The sequence below is a fragment of the Pseudonocardia xinjiangensis genome (assembly GCF_012911925.1).
GTDB classification, from domain to species: domain Bacteria; phylum Actinomycetota; class Actinomycetes; order Mycobacteriales; family Pseudonocardiaceae; genus Pseudonocardia; species Pseudonocardia xinjiangensis.
This window is the reverse complement of the sequence record NZ_JAAXKY010000029.1, coordinates 17,179-37,745: the sequence shown is the minus strand read 5'-3', so window position 1 is coordinate 37,745 and position 20,567 is coordinate 17,179. Positions and strand designations below refer to the sequence as shown.

Below are 20,567 nucleotides of genomic sequence, written 5' to 3'. Positions count from 1 at the left end.
GGCGAGCTGGGTGATCGGCTGGTTCCTCGTGCACCCCACGCCTCAGGCGTTGGCGGCGAGGTCCCAGCCGCTCAGGACGACCAGCAGGGCGAACACCTGAACGTGCCGAGGCAGGTCGGGCAGGGTGGCCACGGTGTCGTCGGCCTGCAGATGGGCACGGCGGATCGAGCCCGCCGGCCGGCCGTCGATCATGAGACGCTCCTCCAGGCGCCAGAAGGAGGCACGTTCGAACTCGTACGTGCGGCTCTCAGCCTCGATCTTCCAATGCTTACGGCCGGCCCGGGCCGCGACCGCGACCTCGGCGCCGACGGTGTGGTCGGTGAGCTCGTAGCGGGAGGCCGAGAAGTTCGTCCTCACCTCGAAGCCGCGGCCGTCCAGCTCGAACGTGCCGCCGGTGCGCCACGTCCTGGCGTCCCACCGGGTCAGCGAGCGACCGTCGATGGTGATCTCGTAGTCGTTTCCCCAGAAGGCCTTGCGGGTGGCCTTCAGCTCGGTCATGCCGCGGCCGCCAGGATCAGCGCCAGCGCCTGCCCGATCAGGTTGTTGGTGACGTGAGCCAGTACCCCGGGCCAGACCGAACCGCTGCGGCGGCGGAGCTCGGCGGCGACCAGGCCGACGATCAGCGCGGTCACGAAAACGGCGTTCAGGCCGTGCATCAGGGCGAAGATCAGCGAGCTGCCGACGACACCGACGACCGCGCCGTAACGCAGCAGCGCCGTGGTGACGACGCCGCGGAACAGGAACTCCTCACCGATCGGCGTGAGGACGGCCAGGAACAGGAACGACAGGACCAGAGTGAGAACACCGCCGCCGGCCGCGTCGAGATACGGCTGCTGAATGTTCTCCGACGGGCTCGTGAGGTAGTAGACGACCAGGCCGGCGACACGGGCGAGGGTCGTGGCCACCAAGCCGCCGGCGACCCCGATCAGGAGCCAGCGGCCGGTCGACGGGCGTACGCCGAAATCGCTCCAGCTCAGGGAGCGGATGCGTGCGGCGACCGCGAATGCGGCGAGGCCTGCCACACCTGAGAGGGCGGCCAGGATGAGGCCGGCCGTCACCGGGCTGATCCCGTCAGTGACGCCCGTCCGATTGAGAGTGATCGGCAGGCCGTAGCCGACCAGCGCCAGGACGGCCAGACCGACCAGGATCTCGGGCCAACCCGGTCGCTTCGTCTCGATCCGAGTGTTGACGGACACGACAGACACCCCCGGTACGTACTTTGCCTATGCCAAACACCCACTAGCCCATCTTGTCCTAGCTCAAACCAGGCGACTGCGGATCTCGTCCAGCACGGCACCGACCATCTGGATCGAGCCCTCGTCGAGCACGTTGCCGAACTCCACCACCTCGGTGTCCGGGCCGGCGACCGCGGCGAGGTCCGGTTCCTCACTCGGGACGACCAGCATCGCCAGGTCGGGACGAGGCTCAGTGGCCGCAGACGGGACGACGACCACCTCGGCGCGGCCGGCCGCCGCCAGCCAGTCCCTGACCTGTTCGGCCTGGTGCGGGGTCGAATAGCGGACGCCGGCCCGGGCGCCCTCGGGCAACCCCGCCACCTTCATCAGGGTCAGGATGTGCGGCGCCACGACGACCGCGACGGTCTCGATCTCCCGGCCGGAGACGTGCGCCCAGCGCCGGACCTCGGCGAGGTGGAAGAACGTGGTGACCACCAGCTCGGCGTCCGCGGTGCTGGTGTCGAGTTCGGTGAGCAGGCTCGGGCGTACCTCGGCGTGCAGCCGGTCGGACAACTCCTCGGCGAAGGCAGAGGCACGTTCCTCGTTGCACTCGGCGAAGACCACCCGCACGTCGGACCCGGCCTGCCGGGCGATGGCGTAGGCAGCGTCGCGTACCTCTTCCGGCGTCATCCCGCCGCGGACCGCCGCCAGCACCGCCTCGCGGAGATCGGAACGTTTCCGGGGCGGTTCTTCGGCGATCGTCGTCCCCGACGCGCCCCTGGTCTCGATCAGCTGGAGCTCGCGGAGCATCGCGTACGCCTTCGCGACCGTGTTGCGGTTGACGCCCAGGTTGTCCGCGAGCTGGCGGACCGGCGGAAGGCGATCGCCCGGCCGCAGGCCACCGTCCTCGACCAGGTACCGGATCTGCTCGACGATCTGACGGTAGACCGGAGTTGCCGACGTCGCGTCGACGGTCAGCTCGCTCATCAGCCAACCCTATGTCCTAGGACGTTCACCTCGGGATCGTGCCGGTTGTGCTCAGGTCCGGGCGGAAGCTGGGCAGTACCCAGCTCAGCTCGCCCTTGGACTCATCGGAGGCGCGTCGAGCGGGCTGCTGCGAGTCGCTCAGCCCGCCAGGTGCCCCCAGCGGTCGGCGAGCTGGTCCCACGGTCCGGTGGCGGCCACCCGTCCCTCTTCGAGCACGACGACGCAGTCGGCGCGGGCCAGTGCGGACCTCTTGGAGCTGCAGCCCACGACGGTCACGCCACGCCTGCGCAGCGCGTCCCACAGCTCCACCTCGGTGCGCGCGTCCAGTGCGGAGGAGACGTCGTCGGCCACCAGCAGTTCCGCCCCGGTGGCCAGCGCCCTGGCCAGTGCGAGCCGCTGGACCTGGCCGCCGGACAGGCGCACCCCGCGGTGGCCGACCAGCGCGCCGTGGCCGCCCGCCTCCTCCACGTCGGTCTGCAGCCGGGCGTCCGCGACGGCGTCGGAGAACCCGCGGTCGTGGTCGAGGGCGATGTTGTCGACGAAGGACCCGGACAGCACCCGCGGTACCTGGCCGACGTAGGCGACCTGGCCCGGACGGAGGAACAGCTGCGGGTCGTCGATCTCGCGGTCGTTCCAGCGGATGCTGCCCTCGTGGTCGACGAGCCCGGCGAGGCTGGCGAGGAGGCTGGACTTCCCCGAGCCGACCCGTCCTGTCAGCAGGACGAGGGAGCCGGCGTCCACGTCGAGGGTGACGCCGTCCGTCCCGACCGTGCCGTCGTCGTGGACCGCGGTCACGCCGTGCAGGCTGAGCCGTTTCAACGGCACGCGGCCGACGGCGGGTGGCGCGGGCGCCGTGCCGGTGACCAGGTCCACCCCCGGGGGCAGGGAGATCAGGTCGCCGGCGCCGGACAGGTCCGACATCGCCTGCAGCCAGCGTCGGGCCACGGGCGTCTCGGTGACGGCGGCGCCGAACACCGTGCCGAACCAGCCCGAGCCGGCCACCGCGGTGCTCACCAGAAGCGCGGTGGCGAGGTCCCACACGCCGGCCAGGTGGGCCCACCAGGTGACCACCACACCGAGCTGGACCAGCAGTCCCGGCACGCCGTCGAGCAGCGTGCGCACCCGGTGCTCACGAACCACCGCGGCCACCCGCTGCGCATCGACCTGGACCAGATGGGACTGCACCGCGGACGTCGCGGCGGCCAGTTTCACCGTGCGGGCGGCGTCGAGGGCCGAGACCAGCGACGCGCCGAAGCGGGCCCTGGCGTCCCCGGCCTCGCGGCCGACCGCTCCCGCGAGCGGAGCACCCGCGGTGGCGGCCACCGCCGACACGACCAGGATGCCGCCGACCACCGCTCCGGCCAGCAGGCTGCGGGCGACGACCGCGGTGACCAGCACGACACCCATCCCGTTGATCACGTCGACCCACCGGTCGGCGTAGATCACCAGCCGGTCCGAGTCGAGGGCCCTGGCGACGACCTCGCCCGGCGGCGTGCGCACCAGGCGGCGCTGCATCGTCTGCCCGCGCAGCGCGGCGAGCCGCATCCGCAGGGTCACCGCCGACCACCACAGCGGGTAGACGCGGAAGGCCAGCGCGATGGCCAGCGGGGCGACCAGGAGCGCCACCGCGAGAGCGGTGGCTGCCGTCCAGGCGGCGGCGCCCTGCTCCAGTGCGGTGACCAGCAGGCCCCACAGCCACCCGGTCACGGCGCCGTACGCCCCCAGCAGCGACGCGGCGAGGAACGCGAGCGCGCCTACCACGCCCCACTGCGGGTAGGCGCGCAGCATCCGCAGCACCGTGCGCGCGAGGCGAGGACGGGCGGGGGCGGGTGCCGGCCGGGGCGCCCGGCGCTCGCCGCGGCTGAGCAGGACCCCGGCCTCAGCGGGCTGCCCGGTCTCACCGGCGGCGGCCAGCAGGTCACGGAACGGGCCGGGTTCGGTGGCCAGCCGGGCGCGCGGCCCGTGCTGGACGACACGTCCCCGGTCGAGCACGGCCACGGTGTCGCACCGCCGGGTGGTGGAGAGCCGGTGGGCGATGACGATGCCGGTGCGGCCGGCGAGCAGCCGGTCGGTGGCCCGGGTCACGAGACGCTCGGTCTGCGGGTCCATCCGTGCGGTGGCCTCGTCGAGGATCACGACCGCGACGTTGCGGACCAGCAGCCGGGCGAAGGCGACCAGTTGCTCCTCTCCGGCGGACAGCGTGCTGCCGCCGCTGCCCAGCCGGGTCGCCAGGCCCTCGGGCAGGGAGCTCACCCACTCGGTCAGCCCAAGCGCCTCGACGGCGCCCTCGACGGCGGCGTGCGGCACGTCGAGGAACAGGGTGATGTTCTCCTCGAGGGTCGCGGCGAGGATCTCCGTGCGCTGCGTGACCACGCCCACCGCCCGGCGGAGGTCCTCCATCGCCGTCGCCGTGACGTCCTGGCCGGCGACGAACACGGTGCCCACCGGTGGCTCCAGAGCCCGCGACAGCACCTTGGCCAGTGTCGACTTGCCGGCGCCGGTGCGTCCGACCAGCGCACACGTGGTTCCGGCGGCCACCGTGAGATCCACCGACCGCACGGAGAAGCCGGCGGGGTAGCCCACGGTGAGGTCGCGGAACTCGACGGCGGCCGGCCCGGCCGGCACGGGCGCGCCGCCGCTCGGCTCCTGTGGGGCGGTCAGCAGGCCACCGATCCGTTGCAGGGCGCCGAGCCCGGCCTGCACCTCCGGCAGGTGCTGGGTGACCTGGCTGAGCTGCCCGGCGAACGTCGTGACCAGCAGCCACAGGGTGACCAGCGCGGACACCTCCAGCTCGCCCCCGCCCACGAGCGCGGCGCCGCTCACGGCGAGGGCGGCGAGGGCACCGTGGACGACGAGACCGGTGCGCAGGCCGACCTGGGTGGCGGCGGAGCAGGTGGCGGCCACGCGGTCCAGCACGTGTCGCGCGAGGCGCGCGTACTGGCGCACGACGTGGGGCTGCCCCAGCGAGGAGCGCACGTCGTCACGTCCGGCGACTGCCTCCTCCAGCTGGGCGGAGTGGTCGGACCACGCGGCCTCCTCGGCGAGCTTCCGCTCGGCCGTGAGCCGGGTGAGCGGGCGCACCAGCGCCACGGAGAGCAGCGCCACCAGCGGGAACCCGATCCAAGCCGGCCACCACGTCAGCCCGGCGACCACCCAGGCCAGCACCGAGCGCAGCAGGGCCCGGCCCATGTTCCAGCCGGTGCGGCGCAGCAGCACGCCGACTTCCCTGGCGTCGTCGTCGACCCGGTCCAGCACCTCCCCGACCGCCAGCTCCTCGAGCGCCGGCAGCGGTTGGTGGAGCGCGGCGTCCAGCAGGTCGGCGCGCAGTCGGCCCTCGGCGCGGCCGACGACTCCGGAGAAGGCGGTGCGCCCGGCCGTGTCCAGCAGGGTGGCCCCGAGCAGCAGGCAGGCGAGCAGCCCGACCAGCCAGGTGGTGGGCTGGTCGGCGAGCTGTCCGGCGACGACGGCGGCGAGCGTCTCGGCCGCGGCGGCGACACAGGCCACGACCACGGCGGCGGTGGAGGCGGGCTCGGCCAGCCGTCGCCAGGTCAGCCCTGCTGCGCGCACGTTCCCCCGCCCCCGCCCCCGGCACGGCCCGGCGACCGGGACCGATGATGTTCGTCGGCCCGCACGCTAGCGTCGGGGTGCTGCTACCCGCCTCGGGTTTTCCGGCGGCGCCGCGGCCCTCGGCCGGGGCCGGGTGCGCGGCGGAGGCTCAGCCGCCGATCTCGATCGTGACCACGTCGGACACGTAGCGGCCGCCGCCGATGTCGCCGTCGACGACCAGCCTGGGCTGCTTCAGCGCCGCCCCGTCCTCCACGGTCGAGAGGATCAGCTGCTTGCCGGTGAGGGTGGCCTCCGCCGGGGTGACGGCAGCCGCGTAGTTGTCCGATCCGACAGCCACCACCGCCGTCTTCGACCGGGCGTTGACTCCTGCGGCACGCAGCGCGTCGGTCAGCGACGGGCCCGACTCGGTGTGGGTCTCCGGGCCGCGGGGGCCCACGAACGTCACCGACACCTTCTTCGCGGGAAGCCGGTTCAGCTCGTCCCCGGTCAGCGTCACACGCCCGTCCGCGGTCACCACCTGCACCGAGCCGGGTTCGACCTTCGCGACCCCGGCGTCGGACACGGCGACCCGGACCGCCTCGACGTCGGAGATGCTGCGGGACCGGTTCAGGTCGCCGGGCACCACCAGCCCGATGTCCGGGCCGTCGGTGGTGAGCACCGCAGGGTTCGCCCCGAGCTTCGGATCGAGCTCGGCCAGGGCGAAGGTGACGGCCTGCTTGTCGTGACCGGTGACGGTCAGCGTGACGCGCAGGTTGGAGTTGTGGCCGGCCGGCAGGGTCGGGGCAGACTTCTCGATCACGTCCTGCAGGGACACCCCGGAGACCGTCAGCGGTCCGTCGCCCGGGTCCACGATCGCGAACTTCTGCTCGCCGAGGTCGGCGAGCGCAGCTGCGGTGTAGGTGGCCGGGGAACCCACGGCGCCGGTGACCGAGACCGTGTCGGCTGCCGGGGTGGCCGCATACGCGGGGGCGGACATCGTGGCCACGGCCACCGTGCTGAGCACGGCCGCCGCCGCGAGGTTCCGCCGCCGCAGGCGGACCGGTTTCGACGGTGTCCGGGCCGGCGCTTGCGCGGCCGGAACCCTCATCAGGAGTGTGAACGCCGCCGCGAGCAGAGAACCGGCCGAGCCTCGCACGTGTGATTGCCCCCCTCGTTTCGCTCACCATACTGCCCTCGACCATGGGCCCTGACCCGATGCAGGGGGGTCGGGACCTGCCTGATCTCGGCTCCCGTGAGCAAGTGCCGTAGGGCTAGGGGTGGGGTGTGTCGCCGGGCCACTGCCACATCGGCACCGCGCGGAGGGGATGCAGTGCAGCGCTGATGCTGCTGGTACAGAGGGCGCGATCCGCTCATTCTCCCCGTTCGGCTCGTTGAGCGACATCGGCCTGCGGGAGCCCCGGCCCGATGAGACGATCGCCCGGTGCCGTGCTGGAGGTCGTGGGTCCGCGACGGCGTCCACGCGCAACGACCGGTTCGCGCCCTCGCGGCCGTGCTCGTCGGCCTCGTCGCGATGGCGGCATGCGCCTCGCCGGGCGGGCAGCCTGCTGCCGTTGCCGCAGCCCCCTTGCCGCTCGGCGCGGACTGGACGACCTACCACGGGGACGCCACCCGGGCCGGCTACGTGCCGGACGGTCCCGACCCGGCCGCGCCCGCGGTGGCGTGGAGAGCCGACCTGGACGGGGCCGTCTACGCCAGCCCGATCGTCGTGGGCGGGTTGCTGGTGGCGGCGACCGAGGGCGGGTCGCTGTACGGGCTGGACGCGGCGACCGGAGCGGTGCGGTGGCGTACGCACCTGGCCGATCCCGTGCCGGGCTCGGACCTGCCCTGCGGCAACATCGACCCGCTGGGGATCACCGGCACCCCGGTGTACGACCCCGGTAGCGGTCAGGTGTTCGCGGTCGCCGCGCGGCCCGGTGTCGAGCACATCCTGTTCGCCGTCGACGCCAGGAGCGGGCAGGTCCGCACGCAGCGCAGGGTCGACGCTCCGGGCAGCGAGCCGGCGACGCACCTGCAGCGCGGGGCTCTGCTGCTCGCCGACGGGATGGTCTACATCCCCTACGGGGGCAACTCGGGCGACTGCGGCCAGTACCTCGGCCGCGTGGTCGGCGTTCCCGTCGCGGGAGACGGACCCGAGGTCGACTTCGCCGTCCCCACCACGCGGGAAGGGGGCATCTGGGCCGCGTCGGGGCCGGCCGCCCTGCCCGGTGGCGACGTGCTGGTGACCACGGGCAACGGCGAGGCCGTCGGCGGGGTGTGGGACCACAGCGACTCGATCCTGCGGTTGTCGCCGCAGCTGCGGCTGCTCGACGGCTTCGCCCCGTCCGGCTGGGCGCAGGAGAACTCCGTCGACGCCGATCTCGGCTCCACCGGCCCGGTGGTGCTGCCCGGTGCGCACCGGGTGCTCGCCGCAGGCAAGGGCGGTGGGGTCTATCTGGCCGACGTCGACGCGCTCGGGGGTGTGGGCGGCGAGCGCGACCGGCTCGAGCCGTGCCACTCCTACGGTGGTGCCGCCACCACGCCCGGGCCGGGTGGCGGCGCGGTGGTCTTCCTGCCGTGCATGGAAGGGCTGCTGCAGGTGCGGGTCGGGACCGACGACCGGATGGCTCGTGGCTGGCAGGCAGGCGCCGCGGTCACCGGGTCGCCGGTGGTCGTGGGTACGACCGTCTGGTCGGTGCAGCAGGACGGCACCCTCGACGCCCTCGATGCCGCGACGGGCCAGGTACGGGCGACCCTCCCGGTCGGTGCCGCCACCCGTTTCGCCACGCCGGCCGTGAGCGGCGGGGCGCTGTTCGTCCCCACCCTGGCCGGCATCACCGCAGTGGCGATCCGCCGCTGACGGCGGCCCGTTCGCGGGCGGCGAGCACGTCCTCGCCGTAGAGGTCGTGCACCCAGTTGGACTGGTAGACGGTGTCGAGGTAGCGCTCACCGAGGTCCGGGGCGATCGCCACCGCGGTGAGGTCGTCGTCGTCGTGCTCGGCCAGCCAGTTCGTCGCACCGCTGACCACGGTGCCCGTGGAGCCACCGAAGAGGAACCCGCGACGGGCCAGCCGGTGGCAGGCGCGGATGGTGTCGGCCTCCTCGACGTGCACCACCTCGTCGACGTAGGACTCGTCGAGCAACGGTGGACGGATGTTCATCCCCAGCCCGGGGATCATCCGGCGGCCTTGCGGCGTGCCGAAGGACACCGAGCCGACGCTGTCCACCGCGACGATCCGCACCGGCCGGCGCCGGTCGCGGAAATAGCGCGCGCAGCCCATCAGGGTGCCGGTGGTGCCGGCCCCCACGAACAGCACATCCAGGTTCGGGAACTGGCGGGCAATGGCCGGCGCCGTCGTGCGGTGGTGCGCCTTCCAGTTGGCCTCGTTGCTGTACTGGTTGAGCCAGACGTACCGGTCGTCGGAGGCCAGCAATGCGTGGATGTGGCTGATCCGTGCACCGAGATAGCCGCTGTCGGGATCCGGCTCGGTGATGATGTGCACCTGGCTGCCCAAGGCCTCCATGAGCCGCCTGGTCGAGAGGTTGCAGCGGGAGTCGGTCACGCAGATGAACCGGTAGCCCTTGTTCGCCGCGATCATGCTCAGCGCCACGCCCAGGTTCCCGGACGAGGACTCGACCAGCACCGATCCGGGCCGGAGGACCCCGTCCCGCTCGGCGGCCTCCACCATCTCGGCCGCGGCTTTCAGCTTGATCGAACCGGCGAAGTTGAAGCCCTCGCACTTGAGGAAGAGCGAGCGCCCGACAACCGACTCGAGGTCGACGTAGAGGTCGTCCTCGTTGAAGCCCTGGGGAGCAGATATGACTGGCACGATGGGTCTCCTCGTCTGCGGTAACAGGGCTTCGACCGTTCTGTTGACGAGGAACATGATTCGTTCGGAATGCCTGCCGGGACCAGTGGGAAAACCCCCGATAACGTGGAGTCGGCACCCGGAGAAACGGGAGGTTCTCCCGGTGGTTCCCGAGCCCGGCAGTAGGGAATTCCCTACCTTTCGCGCGACGCCGACCGGTCGGGGCGGGGAGTCGCGCCGACCGTAGGGTGCCGCTGTGGCCGGTCCCGAGGTTCGCCGTTCCCTGTCCTCGCACGCGCAGCTGCGTCGGATGCCGGCTCTCGTCCTGCAGCGGATGATCGACCACCTGCCTCCCGACACCCCGCCGAGCGGTCCCGATGGGCCGGTCGAGGTGCTGCAGCAGCGGATCGCCGACCTGCTCGGGACACCGGCGGCCCTGTTCTTCCCGACCGGTGCGATGGCCCAGCAGGTGGCGTTGCGGGTGCATGCCGGGCGCCGCGGTCGCGTCACCTTCGCCGCGCATCCGACGAACCACCTGACCCTCTGGGAGCAGCAGGGATTCAGCGCCGTGCACGGACTGCGGTACCACCCGATCGGTGACCCGAACAGGCTGCTGACGGTCGAGGATCTGGCGGCCGTCGCGGAGCCACTGGCTGCGGTGGTGTTCGAGCTGCCGCAACGGGAGATCGGCGGGCAGCTCCCGGCCTGGGACGATCTCGTCGCGCAGGTCGAACTGGCCCGCGAGCGCGGGGCGGCGGTGCATCTGGACGGCGCGCGGCTGTGGGAGGCGCAGCCGTACTACGAGCGCTCGTTCGCGGAGATCGCCGCCCTGTTCGACTCCGTCTACGTGTCGCTCTACAAGGGCTTGCAGGGTGTGCGGGGCGCGGTGCTGGCCGCCGACCGGAGCATCGTCGACGAGGCCGCGGTGTGGCGGCACCGGCTGGGGGGCGCGATCCCGGAGGCATGGCCGCTGGCCGTGTCGGCACTGATCGGGCTCGATGACCTCCTGCCGCGGATGCCCGCCTTCCGGGACCACGCGGTCGCGATCGCCGCCGCCGTCAACGCCGGCACGGAGGCGTCCACGGTGCCGGCGCAGCCGCCGACGCCGTTGTTCCACGTTCATCTGCCCGTGTCGAAGGACGCCGCGGACCGGGCACAGGAGGCGATGCTCGCCGAGCACGGCACGCAGCTGTTCTCCCGGACCCGGACCTCACCTGATCCGAACCGCTGCGCGTTCGAGGTGTCCGTCGGCGAGAACGCCATGGAGTTCACTCCCGCCGAGGTCGTCGGCCTGCTTCACGAGCTGCTCGACCGGGCGACCGACCGCGCGATGACCCCCTAGCTGTAATGCCCAGGCGGGTTGTTGACCCGGCTGATGAGTGGGTGGTCGCGGTGGGCTTTCTCGTCGGGGTGGATCTCGGCGTAGGCCAGGCGGGTGTGGTCGTCGATGGCGGCGTGGACGGAGTCGAAACCCGACCAGTGACCGGTGCGGGTCCGGCGGGACCGGTCGCTGGCGCGGCCGTGCACCTGCCGTCGCCGCCGTCGCTGCCGTCCGCAGCGGCGGATCACGTGCCAGCGCGCCACTGCCACGAGCGCTGAACGGCCGTTGACCTGCGACGACCAACATCGATTCGAACATATGTTCGAGTATGATGGAGGGGTGTCGGACAGTCCGCTCACCACCGCCCATCGCCTCCTGGTCGAGGCGATCGACGCGCTGTCCGCCGCCACCGACTCGGCTACCGATGACGAGCTGCTGTCTGTGCTCACCTTGTGCGAGGGCACGAGCCGGCGGTTGGACCGGGTCGTCGTTGCCACCGTGGCCAGTTTGGAGCGGCGCGGCACGTTCGCCGAGCGCGGCTACAAATCCACCCCGGCCGCATTGGGGGATCTGCTCGGCTGGGAACGGTTCGAGGCCCGCCAGCGGGTGGTCGCCGCCGAGCAGGTGTGCCCGCGGGTGAGCCTCGACGGCACCGCGCTGCCCGCCCGGTTGGCGGCTACGGCCGCGGTGTTCGCCGCGGGCGCCACGGGTCTGCGGCACGTCGCGGTGATCGCCCGGGTGTTGGCGAGCCCGGCCGCGGAACGGCTCACGCCCGAGGTGTGGGCCGGTGCGGAAGCGCAGCTTGCGGAGAAGGCGGCTGTCTACACCCCCTCCGAACTGCAGACCTGGGGTACCGCGCTCGTGGAGGCCCTCGACGAGGACGGGCCCGAGCCCGATGACCGGCCGCCCGCCCCGGTCAACGAGCTGCACCTGGTGCGTCACCGCGGGAGGGCGGGGGGCACCCTGAAGGGCCGGTTCGATGACGCGGCCATGTTCGACGCCATCGCCACCGTGATCGACGCCCATGCCCGGCCCGCCACCGGTGATGAGCAGCGCAGCCTCGCGCAACGTCAGGCCGAAGCGCTGGCTGATGTGTGTGGGTATGTGCTGGACCACGGTGAGGTGCCCGCGTGCGGCGGGCGGCGCCCGCACCTGACCGTGTTGGTCCGGCTGGAGGACCTGGAGAACCGGGCCCGCGCCGCCTGTTTGGACTTCGGCGGCACCCTCACACCGGAGTCGCTGCGGATGTTGGCGTGTGATGCCGCGGTCGTGCCTGTGGTGTTGAACGGGAAGGGTCAGCCGCTCGACGTCGGTCGGGTCACCCGCACGATTCCTGATGGTCTGCGCCGCGCCATCGCCGCCCGCGACCGCGGGTGCGCCGGGTGCGGGCGCCCGCCGTCGTGGTGCGAGGTCCACCACATCAAGGCTTGGCAGGACGGTGGCGACACGGCCCTGCACAACTGCGTGATGCTCTGCCGGGCGTGTCACCGGCTGCAGCACCATTCCGAGTGGGAAGTACGCATCCGCGACGGGCTCCCCGAACTCATCCCACCCGCCTGGATCGACCCCCAACGAAGACCCCGCCGACAACCACTCCTGCACCTCGCCGCATAACGGGGGGCGCACAGAGGGGCGCGGTCGGCAGAGCCTCTGTGATCGCTGGGGGGACATGGGGGGACACATGTCCTCAGGCCGACACGCCGTCAACAACGCACACGGGCACTACACCTAGCCGCTGACCTGCCGGACGGCGTCGACGACCTGTGGCCCGTGCCCCAGTTCGGAGTCGTTGTGCCGCGCTTCCGGTACCTCGACGTACGGGGCGCCCGCGGCGTCGGCGACGGCGCGGCTCTGTGCCGTCGGCACGATCTCGTCGGCTCCGCCGGCGACCACGATGGTCGGCACGGTCACCGACCGGACGGTCTCCCGGACCGGAAAGCGGTCGCGCAGCAGTGCCCGGGCGGGCAGGAACGGGTAGTGGACCGCCGCCATGTCGGCCAGCGAGGTGAACGGGCTGCGCAGCACCAGCCCGCCGACAGGACGCTCGACCGCGAGCCGGGTGGCGACGGCTGCGCCGAGGCTCTCCCCGAACAGCACCAGCCGCACAGGGTCCACCCCGCGCTCGGTGACGAGGTGCCGGTGCGCGGCCCGCGCGTCGGCCGCGAGGCCCTCCTCCGTGGCTGAACCGGGATTGCCGCCGTAGCCCCGGTAGTCGAGCAGGAGCACGTCGAACCCCGAGGCGCTCAGTGCGCGGGCGAGCGGGACGCGAACGGCCCGCGAGCCGGCGTTGCCGGGGAGGACCAGCACGGTGGTGCCGGTGGCAAGAGCGGTCGCGGGCGCGTACCAGGCGGCGAGCTCGAGCCCGTCCTCGGTGTGCACCCGCACGGTGGATCCGCCGTCGAGCAACTGCTCGGGCGGCGTTCCCGGCGCTCCCGACGGCAGGTAGACCAACCGTCTCTGGAACGCCCACGCCAGCGTGGCCGTCACGACGGCGAGGACCACCAGCGCGATGACGACGCGCACCGCTGTGGCCACCCGGCGCAGTCTGCCCGACACCGGTCCCCGGGGCGCGAGACGGCCCTGCAGTTTGGATTGTATGCATAATCTAACTGTGGATTCCACGAGGGAGAACGGCCGCACGATCGGCGAGAAGATGGTCGCGCTCGGTAACGATGTGAGCCTGCAGGTCGCCGAGATCGGTCAGGGCGAGCCGGTGGTCCTCATCTGCGGCACCGGGCAGCACCACTGGATGTGGGCGCCGTTGCTACCCGCACTGTGCCCGCGGTTCAAGGTGATCAGCTACAACCACCGCGGCATCGGCGAGTCCGGGCGCGGCTCCGGGCCGATCGGCGTGCGATCTCTCGCCGACGACCTCGCCGAGCTGCTCGACGCCCTGTCGGTGGACCGCGCACACCTCATCGGCTGGTCCTTGGGCAGTGCCGTCGCCCAGGAGTTCGCCCTCAGCCACCCTGCACGTGTCGCGTCGCTGGTACTGGCCTGCACCTGGGGGCGGACCGACCAGTTCCAGCACGCCGTGTTCACCGGGTTGTCCCATCCCTGGCGCACCGGCGACCGGGCCGCCGGCCTCGTCGCCCTGCGCATCGTGTTCTCCCCGGAACTGCTCGTGTCCGGGCGTTTCGTACCGGTCACGGCCCAGCTCGACACCATGTTCCCGAGCACCGGGTCGCAGATGTCGGCGATGGTCGAGCAGTGGGACGCCGACGGCGCGCACGATGCCCTGGACCGCCTGGGGGCGATCGGGGTCCCGACCCTGGTGATCTCCGGGAAGCAGGATCTGCTGACCCCGGCCCGTTCCGGCCGCGCCGTGAGCGACCGCATTCCTGGCGCGCGCTTCGAACTGCTGACCGGACCCGGCTCCAGCCATGGCCTCGTGTGGGAGCGCACCGAGGAGTTCACCTCGCTGGTGTCGGGGTTCCTGGCAGGACACCCGCTGTGACCACCGCACTAGTGCGACGGGCCGGCGACGGCTGCCGCGGCGCGCAGGGCGTCGGCGAGGCGGGCGGCCGGCTCGGACAGCGGGCGCGGGAGCCGCGCCAGGAGGATGCGCCGCTGTTCCTGCGAGCCGCCGCGCACCGTGAGGACGCGTACTCCGGGTGGCACCGTCGCCGCGAGTGAGCCGGGCACCGTGGTCAGCCCGCATCCGGCGGCGACGAGATGCAGCTTGGCCAGCCAGTCACGGGCGGTGTGGGCGATCTCGGGTCGTTCGTCCAGCCCGGGCCAGACCCCCAGCCGGCCCTCTTCCACAGTGGACGGGGTGGCGATCCAACGCTGACCGCGCAGGTCGGCGACGTCCACCGAGTCGGCTGCGGCGAGCGGATGGGTGGCGGGCACCGCGACGTGCAGGCTGCGTTCGGCGAGCACCTCCAGTTCCAGCGAAGGTGTCTCGGTGTCGGGCGGCCGGAACGGCGGCAGCGACGCCACCACCGCGAGATCGACGGTGCCGGCTCGCAGCGCGCGGACCAGTGCGGGTGTGCTGCCCTCCCGGGAGTGCACGGTGACGGCGGGGTGGGTCCGGCGCAGCGCGGCCAGCGCCCGGGGCACCAGGAGGGCGCCGGCACTGGTGAACCAGCCCAGCCGGACCGTGCCCACCTCGGTGGGCAGGCCCGCGAGCTCACGCGCCGTGGCGTCGATCTCGTCGAGCACGGTCGCGGCCCGGCGCAGCACGACGTGCCCGGCGGGGGTCAGCCGCACCCCGTCGTGGCGCCGCTCGAGCAACGGGCTGCCCGCCGCGCGTTCGAGCGTGGCGATCTGCCGGGACACGGCGGACTGGGTGTAACCGAGTGCCGCCGCGGCTGCGGTGAGCGTGCGGCGTTCGGCGACCTCACGGAAGACCCGCAGCGCGACCAGCGAGACATCCGTGAAGTCCATGACGTCCACGCATACCAGATGTGCTCAACTTTCGTTGGTCGCATGGCTCGGGCCTGCCTAGCGTGGGGGACGTGACAACGCCACGCATCGCACTGGTCACCGGGGCGAACCAAGGACTCGGCTTCGCGCTCGTCGAGGGGCTGGGGGCCCGGATGGGCCCGGACGACCTGGTGCTGCTCACCGGGCGCAATGCCGGACGCGTCGCGGACGCCACCTTGCGCGTCGCCGCGGCGGCCGGCACGAGGAGCCGTGTCGAAGACAGGGTGCTCGACGTCAGCGACGCCGACGCCGTGGCCCGGATGGCTGCCGAGCTCGACGAGCGCTACGGCGGAGTGGACATCGTGATCTCCAACGCGGTCGCCCGGGTCACCCCGGACCGGCCCCAGTCCGAGCAGGCCGACGAGGCCATCGGCGTCGCCAACGGCGGCACCCATGCGGTCCTGCGCTCCTTCGGCCCGGTGCTGCGACCCGGCGGACGGCTGATCGTGGTGGCCAGCTCGCTGGGCACGCTCGGCCATCTCGACCCCCGGCTCCACCCCCTGTTCGACGGCGCCACCCTGGACGAGGTCGAGCAGGTCGTCGAGTCCTGGCGCGCGGCCGTCCACGCCGGCACGGCCGAGGCGCAGGGCTGGCCACGGTGGCTCAACGTGCCGTCCAAGGTGGCCCAGGTCGCGGCCGTGCGGGCGGTTGCAGCGGAGCGTCGGGCAGCCGATCTGTGCGACGGCACGCTCGTCGCGGCCGTCTGTCCGGGGCTCGTGGACACGCCCACCTCCCGGCCGTGGTTCGACGACTTCAGCCGGGCCCAGACCCCCTCGGAGGCGGCCGGGGCCGTGCTCGACCTGGTGCTGTCCGACGCACTCGATCCCGCCACCTACGGCGAGCTGGTCCGGTTCGGCCGGGTGCTGCCGTGGCACGGCGGAACCCCTCCGCGGTCGCAGGACGAGTTGCTCAACCACTGACACGTTATCTCGAAGGAGTGCCGATCGTGAGTCCCATCGCGACCCCGTTCGGATTTGCCAGCACCGCCGCCGAGGTCGCGGCGGGCGTCGACCTGACCGGCCGCCGTGCCGTGGTCACCGGCGCATCGTCGGGGATCGGCGTGGAGACGGCGCGCGCACTGGCCGCCACCGGCGCCGAGGTCGTCCTGGCGGTCCGCGACGTCGCGGCGGGGGAACGGACCGTCAAGGACATCGCCGCGACCACCGGGAACCGGGCGTTGCACGTCCTACCGCTGGATCTCGCGGACCCGGCGTCGGTTGCCGCGTTCGCGTCCTCCTGGGACGGTCCGCTGCACGTGCTCGTGAACAACGCCGGGGTCATGGCGAGCCCCGAGGGACGCACCCGACAGGGCTGGGAGCTGCAGTTCGCCACGAACCACCTGGGGCACTTCGGCCTGGCCGTCGGCCTGCACACCGCGCTGGCAGCCGACGGCTCCGCGCGGATCGTGGTGGTCAGCTCGTCCGGTCACCAGGCGTCCCCGGTGGTCTTCGACGACCTGCACTTCTCCTTCCGTCCCTACGACCCGTGGGCGGCCTACGGCCAGTCCAAGACGGCGAACGTCCTGTTCGCGGTGGAGGCGACCCGGCGTTGGGGGCCCGACGGGATCACGGCGAACGCCCTCATGCCCGGTGCGGTCTACACCAACCTGCAGCGCCACACCGGCGGTCGCGGCAGCGGGAGGGTCCCGCCCGAGCTGATCAAGTCGGTGGAGCAGGGGGCGGCGACCTCGGTCCTGCTCGCCGTGTCGCCGCTGCTCGACGGCGTCGGCGGACGCTACTTCGTCGACTGCAACGAGACCGAGGTCGTCGACCGACGCAGCGGAGGCCTGCACGGCGTGGCCCGTTACGCCCTCGACGCGGCCAACGCCGAGCGCCTGTGGACCGTGTCCGAGGACCTGCTGGCCGCCGCCGGCTGATCGTCCGCCCGGGAGGTGAACCCGCGCAGCCGCAGGCTGTTGCCCACGACGAAGGCGGAGCTGAACGCCATCGCGGCGCCGGCCAGCATCGGGTTGAGCAACCCGGCGGCGGCGAGGGGCAGTGCGGCGACGTTGTAGGCGAAGGCCCAGAACAGGTTGCCTCTGATCGTGGTCAGGGTGCGCCGGGACAGCCGGATCGCGTCGGCGGCGGCGCGGAGGTCGCCGCGCACCAGGGTGATGTCGCCCGCCTCGATCGCGACGTCGGCGCCGGTGCCCATGGCCATGCCGAGGTCGGCCTGGGCGAGCGCGGCGGCGTCGTTCACGCCGTCACCGACCATCGCCACGACCTTGCCCTGCTCCTGCAGCCGCGTGATCACCTCGACCTTGTCGGCCGGCAGGACCCCGGCGATCACGGTGTCGGGGCCGGGGTCGATGCCGACCTCGGCGGCGACCGCGTGCGCCACGGCCGTGTTGTCGCCCGTGAGCAGCACGGGGGTGAGGCCGAGCGCCCGGAACCGGGCGACGGCCTGCGCCGAGGTGGGCTTGACGGTGTCGGCGACCACCAGCACGGCCCGGGGGGTGCCGTCGACGGCAACGGCGATCGCGGTGCGGCCCTGTGCCTCGGCCGCGGCCTTCGCCGCGGCGAGACCGTCGGGCAGGGGTTGGCTCCACTGCTCCAGCAGCTCCGGGCGCCCGACCAGCACCGCGTGGCCCTCGACCACGCCCTGGACGCCGAGGCCTTCGTGGTTGGCGAACTCCTCGACCTCCGGCAGGGCGCCGACGCGTTCGGTGGCGCCGCGGGCGACCGCGGCGGCGACCGGGTGCTCCGAGGCGTTCTCGAGCGCACCGGCCAGCCGCAGCACGCCGTCCTCGTCGATGCCGTCGGCACCGGCCGCGGCCGGCTCGGCCATGGTCACCGCGACGAGGCTCATCTGCCCTGTCGTGACGGTGCCGGTCTTGTCGAGCACGACGGTGTCGACCCGGCGGGTGGACTCCAGCACCTCGGGACCCTTGATCAGGATGCCCAGCTGTGCGCCCCGCCCCGTGCCCACCAGCAGCGCGGTCGGTGTCGCCAGGCCCAGCGCGCACGGGCAGGCGATGATCAGCACGGCCACCGCCGCGGTGAAGGCTGCGGCGGCCCCACCGCCCGTGCCGAGCCAGAACCCGAAGGTGGCCGCGGCCAGTGCGATGACGATCGGGACGAACACCCCGGAGATCCGGTCGGCGAGCCGCTGCACCGGCGCCTTGCCGTTCTGGGCGTCCTCGACCAGCCCGGCCATCCGGGCGAGCTGGGTGTCGGACCCGACCCGGGTGGCCCGCACGACCAGCCGGCCCGCGGCGTTCACGGTGGCTCCGACCACCGTGTCGCCGCGCCCGACCTCGACCGGCACCGACTCCCCGGTGAGCATCGAGGCGTCGACGGCCGACGCTCCGGCCTCCACGACGCCGTCGGTGGCGATCTTCTCGCCGGGACGGACGACGAACCGGTCGCCGACGGCGAGCTGGTCGGCCGGGACCCGGATCTCGGCGCCGTCCCGCAGGACGGTGACCTCCTTGGCGCCCAGTTCGAGCAGCGCGCGTAGGGCGGCGCCGGCGCGGCGCTTGGATCGCGCCTCGAAGTAGCGCCCGGCCAGGATGAACGTGGTGACGCCGGCGGCGACCTCGAGGTAGATGTTCCCGGCGCCGTCGCCACGGGCGACCGTCAGCTCGAACGGATGGGTCATGCCGGGCACGCCTGCGGTGCCGAACAGCAGGGCGTAGAGCGACCAGAGGAACGCCGCGAGCACCCCGATCGACACCAGGGTGTCCATGGTCGCGGTGCCGTGGCGCAGGTTCACCCAGGCCGCCCGATGGAACGGCCAGGCCGCCCAGGTCACCACCGGTGCGGCGAGCACCAGCGAGATCCACTGCCAGTAGGTGAACTGCAGAGCGGGGACCATCGCCATGGCGATCACCGGCACCGCGAGCGCGGCGCTGGTGAGCAGGCGGTGCCGCAACGGCAGCGTCGCGTCCGGCTCCTCGGGCCCGGGTGAGCTGCCGGTGGCCGCGGGAGGTGCGGGCAGGGTGGCCGTGTAGCCGGCAGCCTCCACCTGGGCGACGAGCACCGCCGGTGCGACGCCGGCCGGTGCGGTGACCCTGGCCTTCTCGGTGGCGTAGTTGACCGTGGCGGTGACCCCGTCGAGCTTGTTCAGCTTCCGTTCGATCCGGTTCGCGCAGGACGCGCAGGTCATGCCGCCGATGGTGAGCTCGATGTCGGTGGTGGTGGTGGGGGCGTCCGCGGGCGCCGTGGTGATGGTCATCGATCCGGCTGCGCCTTTCATGATCAGTGGCCGTCGCTGTGACCGGCCGGCGGTTCGACGTCCGCGACCGCGGCGCCGGTCGGCACCGTGAACTCCGCGGTGCGGACGACGTCGCCGTGCCGGAAGTCCAGGAACAGCCGGTAGGTGCCCGCGCTGGGGACCGCGGCGAGGAACGAGATCTGCGGTCCCGCGGCGGTGCGGCCGTCCCCGGGGGTGCCGTCGGGATGGACGTGCAGGTAGGCGAGGTCGCCCTCGCGCAGCGCGACCAGGTGCCCGTAGGCGCCCAGGTAGGGCTGCAGGTCGGTGACCGGGGTGCCGTCCTTGCTGACCGTCAGTGTCACCGGCGAGTCCTGTCCTGGCACGAGCTCGCCGGTCAGCTCGACGGTGTACCCGTCGACCAGGGCCGTCCGGCTCGCTGCGTGCGTGACGGGCTCGAAGGCGCCTGCGGCGACCAGGTCGACGCCCAATGTGGTGGCGTCCGCGCCGGTGGGGGTGAAGTCGGCGAACGCGCGGTAGGAGCCCGCCGCCGGGAGGGTCAGCGCCACCCGCCACGTGCCGTCGGCTCCCATCTCGGGGTGGACGTGCTGGTAGGCGGCGGTGTCGCGGCGCACGACGATCAGATGCATCCGCTTGTCGTGCTCGACGTCGAACGCGGTGACGGGCCTCCCGTCCGGCCCGCTGATGCGGAAGGCGAACTCGGTGGGGGTTGCGGGGGTGAGCCTCGGGTCGGTGGGCGTGAGGGTGTAGCCGTCCCTGCTCGACGCCAGCCCGCCGGGCAGATCCGGCGCGGCCGCCACGACGATGTCCGCGGCCGGGGAGGGTGCCGCGCCGGACGCGCCGGAGCCGGCAGCGGCGACGGAGCGGGGGCCGACGGCGCTTCCGGCGGCGTATCCGACGCCCACGAGCAGGGCGAGCGCCGCGCCGTACGCGGCGAGTTTCGCAGTGGTGTTCATGTCCTTGTCCGTCCTGGTCGAGCGCTGCTGTCGGCGGCCGGTGGGCGGCGCGTCAGGTGTTCTCGCTCATCAGAGAGGTCCTCTCGTCAGATACAGGTAGGGGGTATCCGTATCTGCGAACGGGACGTTAGCACCGCGGGTGGGAGCGCACGAGGAAGATCAGTCGAACGGAGCA

The 20,567-nt window shown here is 72.8% G+C and carries 16 protein-coding genes and 1 pseudogene; 6 read left to right on the top strand and 11 right to left on the bottom strand.

Annotation, left to right across the window (positions count from 1 at the left end; translation table 11 throughout):
• Positions 1-42: 42 nt before the first annotated feature.
• From HF577_RS11700 to HF577_RS11680, 5 genes are all read right to left on the bottom strand, one after another.
• Positions 43-498: a hypothetical protein gene (locus HF577_RS11700; RefSeq protein ID WP_169395817.1), complete on the bottom strand. Its 456-nt coding sequence runs from the start codon at positions 496-498 to the stop codon at positions 43-45.
• Positions 495-1,196: a CPBP family intramembrane glutamic endopeptidase gene (locus HF577_RS39685; protein WP_169395816.1), complete on the bottom strand. Its 702-nt coding sequence runs from the start codon at positions 1,194-1,196 to the stop codon at positions 495-497. The genes HF577_RS11700 and HF577_RS39685 overlap by 4 nt, the downstream gene beginning before the upstream one ends.
• A gap of 63 nt (positions 1,197-1,259) precedes the next feature.
• Positions 1,260-2,162, bottom strand: a complete 903-nt coding sequence (locus HF577_RS11690) for a GntR family transcriptional regulator (RefSeq protein WP_169395815.1) — start codon at positions 2,160-2,162, stop codon at positions 1,260-1,262.
• A 138-nt stretch (positions 2,163-2,300) separates the two neighbouring features.
• The gene (locus HF577_RS11685) at positions 2,301-5,729 is read right to left on the bottom strand and encodes an ABC transporter ATP-binding protein (RefSeq protein ID WP_169395814.1); all 3,429 of its coding nucleotides are present in this window, start codon (positions 5,727-5,729) and stop codon (positions 2,301-2,303) included.
• Between the two features lie 148 nt (positions 5,730-5,877).
• Positions 5,878-6,816, bottom strand: a complete 939-nt coding sequence (locus HF577_RS11680) for a hypothetical protein (RefSeq protein ID WP_169395813.1) — start codon at positions 6,814-6,816, stop codon at positions 5,878-5,880.
• Positions 6,817-7,149: 333 nt separating this feature from the next.
• Here HF577_RS11680 and HF577_RS11675 point away from each other — a divergent pair, with 333 nt between their 5' ends.
• On the top strand, positions 7,150-8,565 hold the full coding sequence (locus HF577_RS11675; protein WP_169395812.1) for an outer membrane protein assembly factor BamB family protein: 1,416 nt from the start codon (positions 7,150-7,152) through the stop codon (positions 8,563-8,565).
• Here HF577_RS11675 and sbnA read toward each other — a convergent pair.
• Positions 8,540-9,535, bottom strand: a complete 996-nt coding sequence (gene sbnA, locus HF577_RS11670) for a 2,3-diaminopropionate biosynthesis protein SbnA (RefSeq protein ID WP_169395811.1) — start codon at positions 9,533-9,535, stop codon at positions 8,540-8,542. The genes HF577_RS11675 and sbnA overlap by 26 nt on opposite strands.
• A gap of 235 nt (positions 9,536-9,770) precedes the next feature.
• On the opposite strand from sbnA, the gene HF577_RS11665 reads away from it, so the two are divergent.
• The gene (locus HF577_RS11665; protein WP_312859083.1) at positions 9,771-10,856 is read left to right on the top strand and encodes a threonine aldolase family protein; all 1,086 of its coding nucleotides are present in this window, start codon (positions 9,771-9,773) and stop codon (positions 10,854-10,856) included.
• A 56-nt stretch (positions 10,857-10,912) separates the two neighbouring features.
• Here HF577_RS11665 and HF577_RS38200 read toward each other — a convergent pair.
• Positions 10,913-11,044 (bottom strand): annotated as a pseudogene (locus tag HF577_RS38200) (IS481 family transposase); the annotation flags it as partial.
• Between the two features lie 130 nt (positions 11,045-11,174).
• Between HF577_RS38200 and HF577_RS11655 the strand changes: the two are divergent.
• A complete protein-coding gene (locus tag HF577_RS11655; RefSeq protein ID WP_169395810.1) occupies positions 11,175-12,449 on the top strand; it encodes an HNH endonuclease signature motif containing protein in 1,275 nt (424 codons plus the stop codon).
• Between the two features lie 114 nt (positions 12,450-12,563).
• On the opposite strand, the gene HF577_RS11650 is transcribed toward HF577_RS11655, so the two are convergent.
• Positions 12,564-13,370: an alpha/beta hydrolase gene (locus tag HF577_RS11650; protein ID WP_312859082.1), complete on the bottom strand. Its 807-nt coding sequence runs from the start codon at positions 13,368-13,370 to the stop codon at positions 12,564-12,566.
• A gap of 76 nt (positions 13,371-13,446) precedes the next feature.
• Between HF577_RS11650 and HF577_RS11645 the strand changes: the two genes are divergently transcribed.
• Positions 13,447-14,292 carry an alpha/beta fold hydrolase gene (locus HF577_RS11645; RefSeq protein ID WP_211174120.1) on the top strand — a complete coding sequence of 282 codons (846 nt, stop codon included), beginning with the start codon at positions 13,447-13,449 and terminating at the stop codon, positions 14,290-14,292.
• Positions 14,293-14,300: 8 nt separating this feature from the next.
• Here the strand turns inward: HF577_RS11645 and HF577_RS11640 are convergent, their stop codons facing one another.
• Positions 14,301-15,224: a LysR family transcriptional regulator gene (locus HF577_RS11640; protein ID WP_211174119.1), complete on the bottom strand. Its 924-nt coding sequence runs from the start codon at positions 15,222-15,224 to the stop codon at positions 14,301-14,303.
• A 71-nt stretch (positions 15,225-15,295) separates the two neighbouring features.
• Between HF577_RS11640 and HF577_RS11635 the strand changes: the two genes are divergently transcribed.
• Both HF577_RS11635 and HF577_RS11630 read left to right on the top strand, forming a co-directional pair.
• Entirely contained in the window at positions 15,296-16,183 is an 888-nt protein-coding gene (locus HF577_RS11635; protein WP_169395808.1) for an SDR family NAD(P)-dependent oxidoreductase, read from the top strand.
• Positions 16,184-16,206: 23 nt separating this feature from the next.
• The gene (locus tag HF577_RS11630) at positions 16,207-17,139 is read left to right on the top strand and encodes an SDR family NAD(P)-dependent oxidoreductase (RefSeq protein ID WP_407692201.1); all 933 of its coding nucleotides are present in this window, start codon (positions 16,207-16,209) and stop codon (positions 17,137-17,139) included.
• On the opposite strand, the gene HF577_RS11625 is transcribed toward HF577_RS11630, so the two are convergent.
• A complete protein-coding gene (locus HF577_RS11625; RefSeq protein ID WP_169395806.1) occupies positions 17,067-19,439 on the bottom strand; it encodes a heavy metal translocating P-type ATPase in 2,373 nt (790 codons plus the stop codon). The genes HF577_RS11630 and HF577_RS11625 overlap by 73 nt on opposite strands.
• A gap of 23 nt (positions 19,440-19,462) precedes the next feature.
• A complete protein-coding gene (locus HF577_RS11620; protein WP_169395805.1) occupies positions 19,463-20,392 on the bottom strand; it encodes a hypothetical protein in 930 nt (309 codons plus the stop codon).
• Positions 20,393-20,567: the final 175 nt, after the last annotated feature.

What these genes read in the sequence shown, in the direction of transcription:
- HF577_RS11700 (WP_169395817.1), bottom strand. Translation starts at nt 498, where the DNA reads ATGACCGAGCTGAAGGCCACCCGCAAGGCCTTCTGGGGAAACGACTAC.
- HF577_RS11690 (WP_169395815.1), bottom strand. Translation starts at nt 2,162, where the DNA reads ATGAGCGAGCTGACCGTCGACGCGACGTCGGCAACTCCGGTCTACCGT.
- HF577_RS11680 (WP_169395813.1), bottom strand. Translation starts at nt 6,816, where the DNA reads ATGAGGGTTCCGGCCGCGCAAGCGCCGGCCCGGACACCGTCGAAACCG.
- HF577_RS11640 (WP_211174119.1), bottom strand. Translation starts at nt 15,224, where the DNA reads ATGGACTTCACGGATGTCTCGCTGGTCGCGCTGCGGGTCTTCCGTGAG.
- HF577_RS11625 (WP_169395806.1), bottom strand. Translation starts at nt 19,439, where the DNA reads ATGACCATCACCACGGCGCCCGCGGACGCCCCCACCACCACCACCGAC.
- HF577_RS11620 (WP_169395805.1), bottom strand. Translation starts at nt 20,392, where the DNA reads ATGAACACCACTGCGAAACTCGCCGCGTACGGCGCGGCGCTCGCCCTG.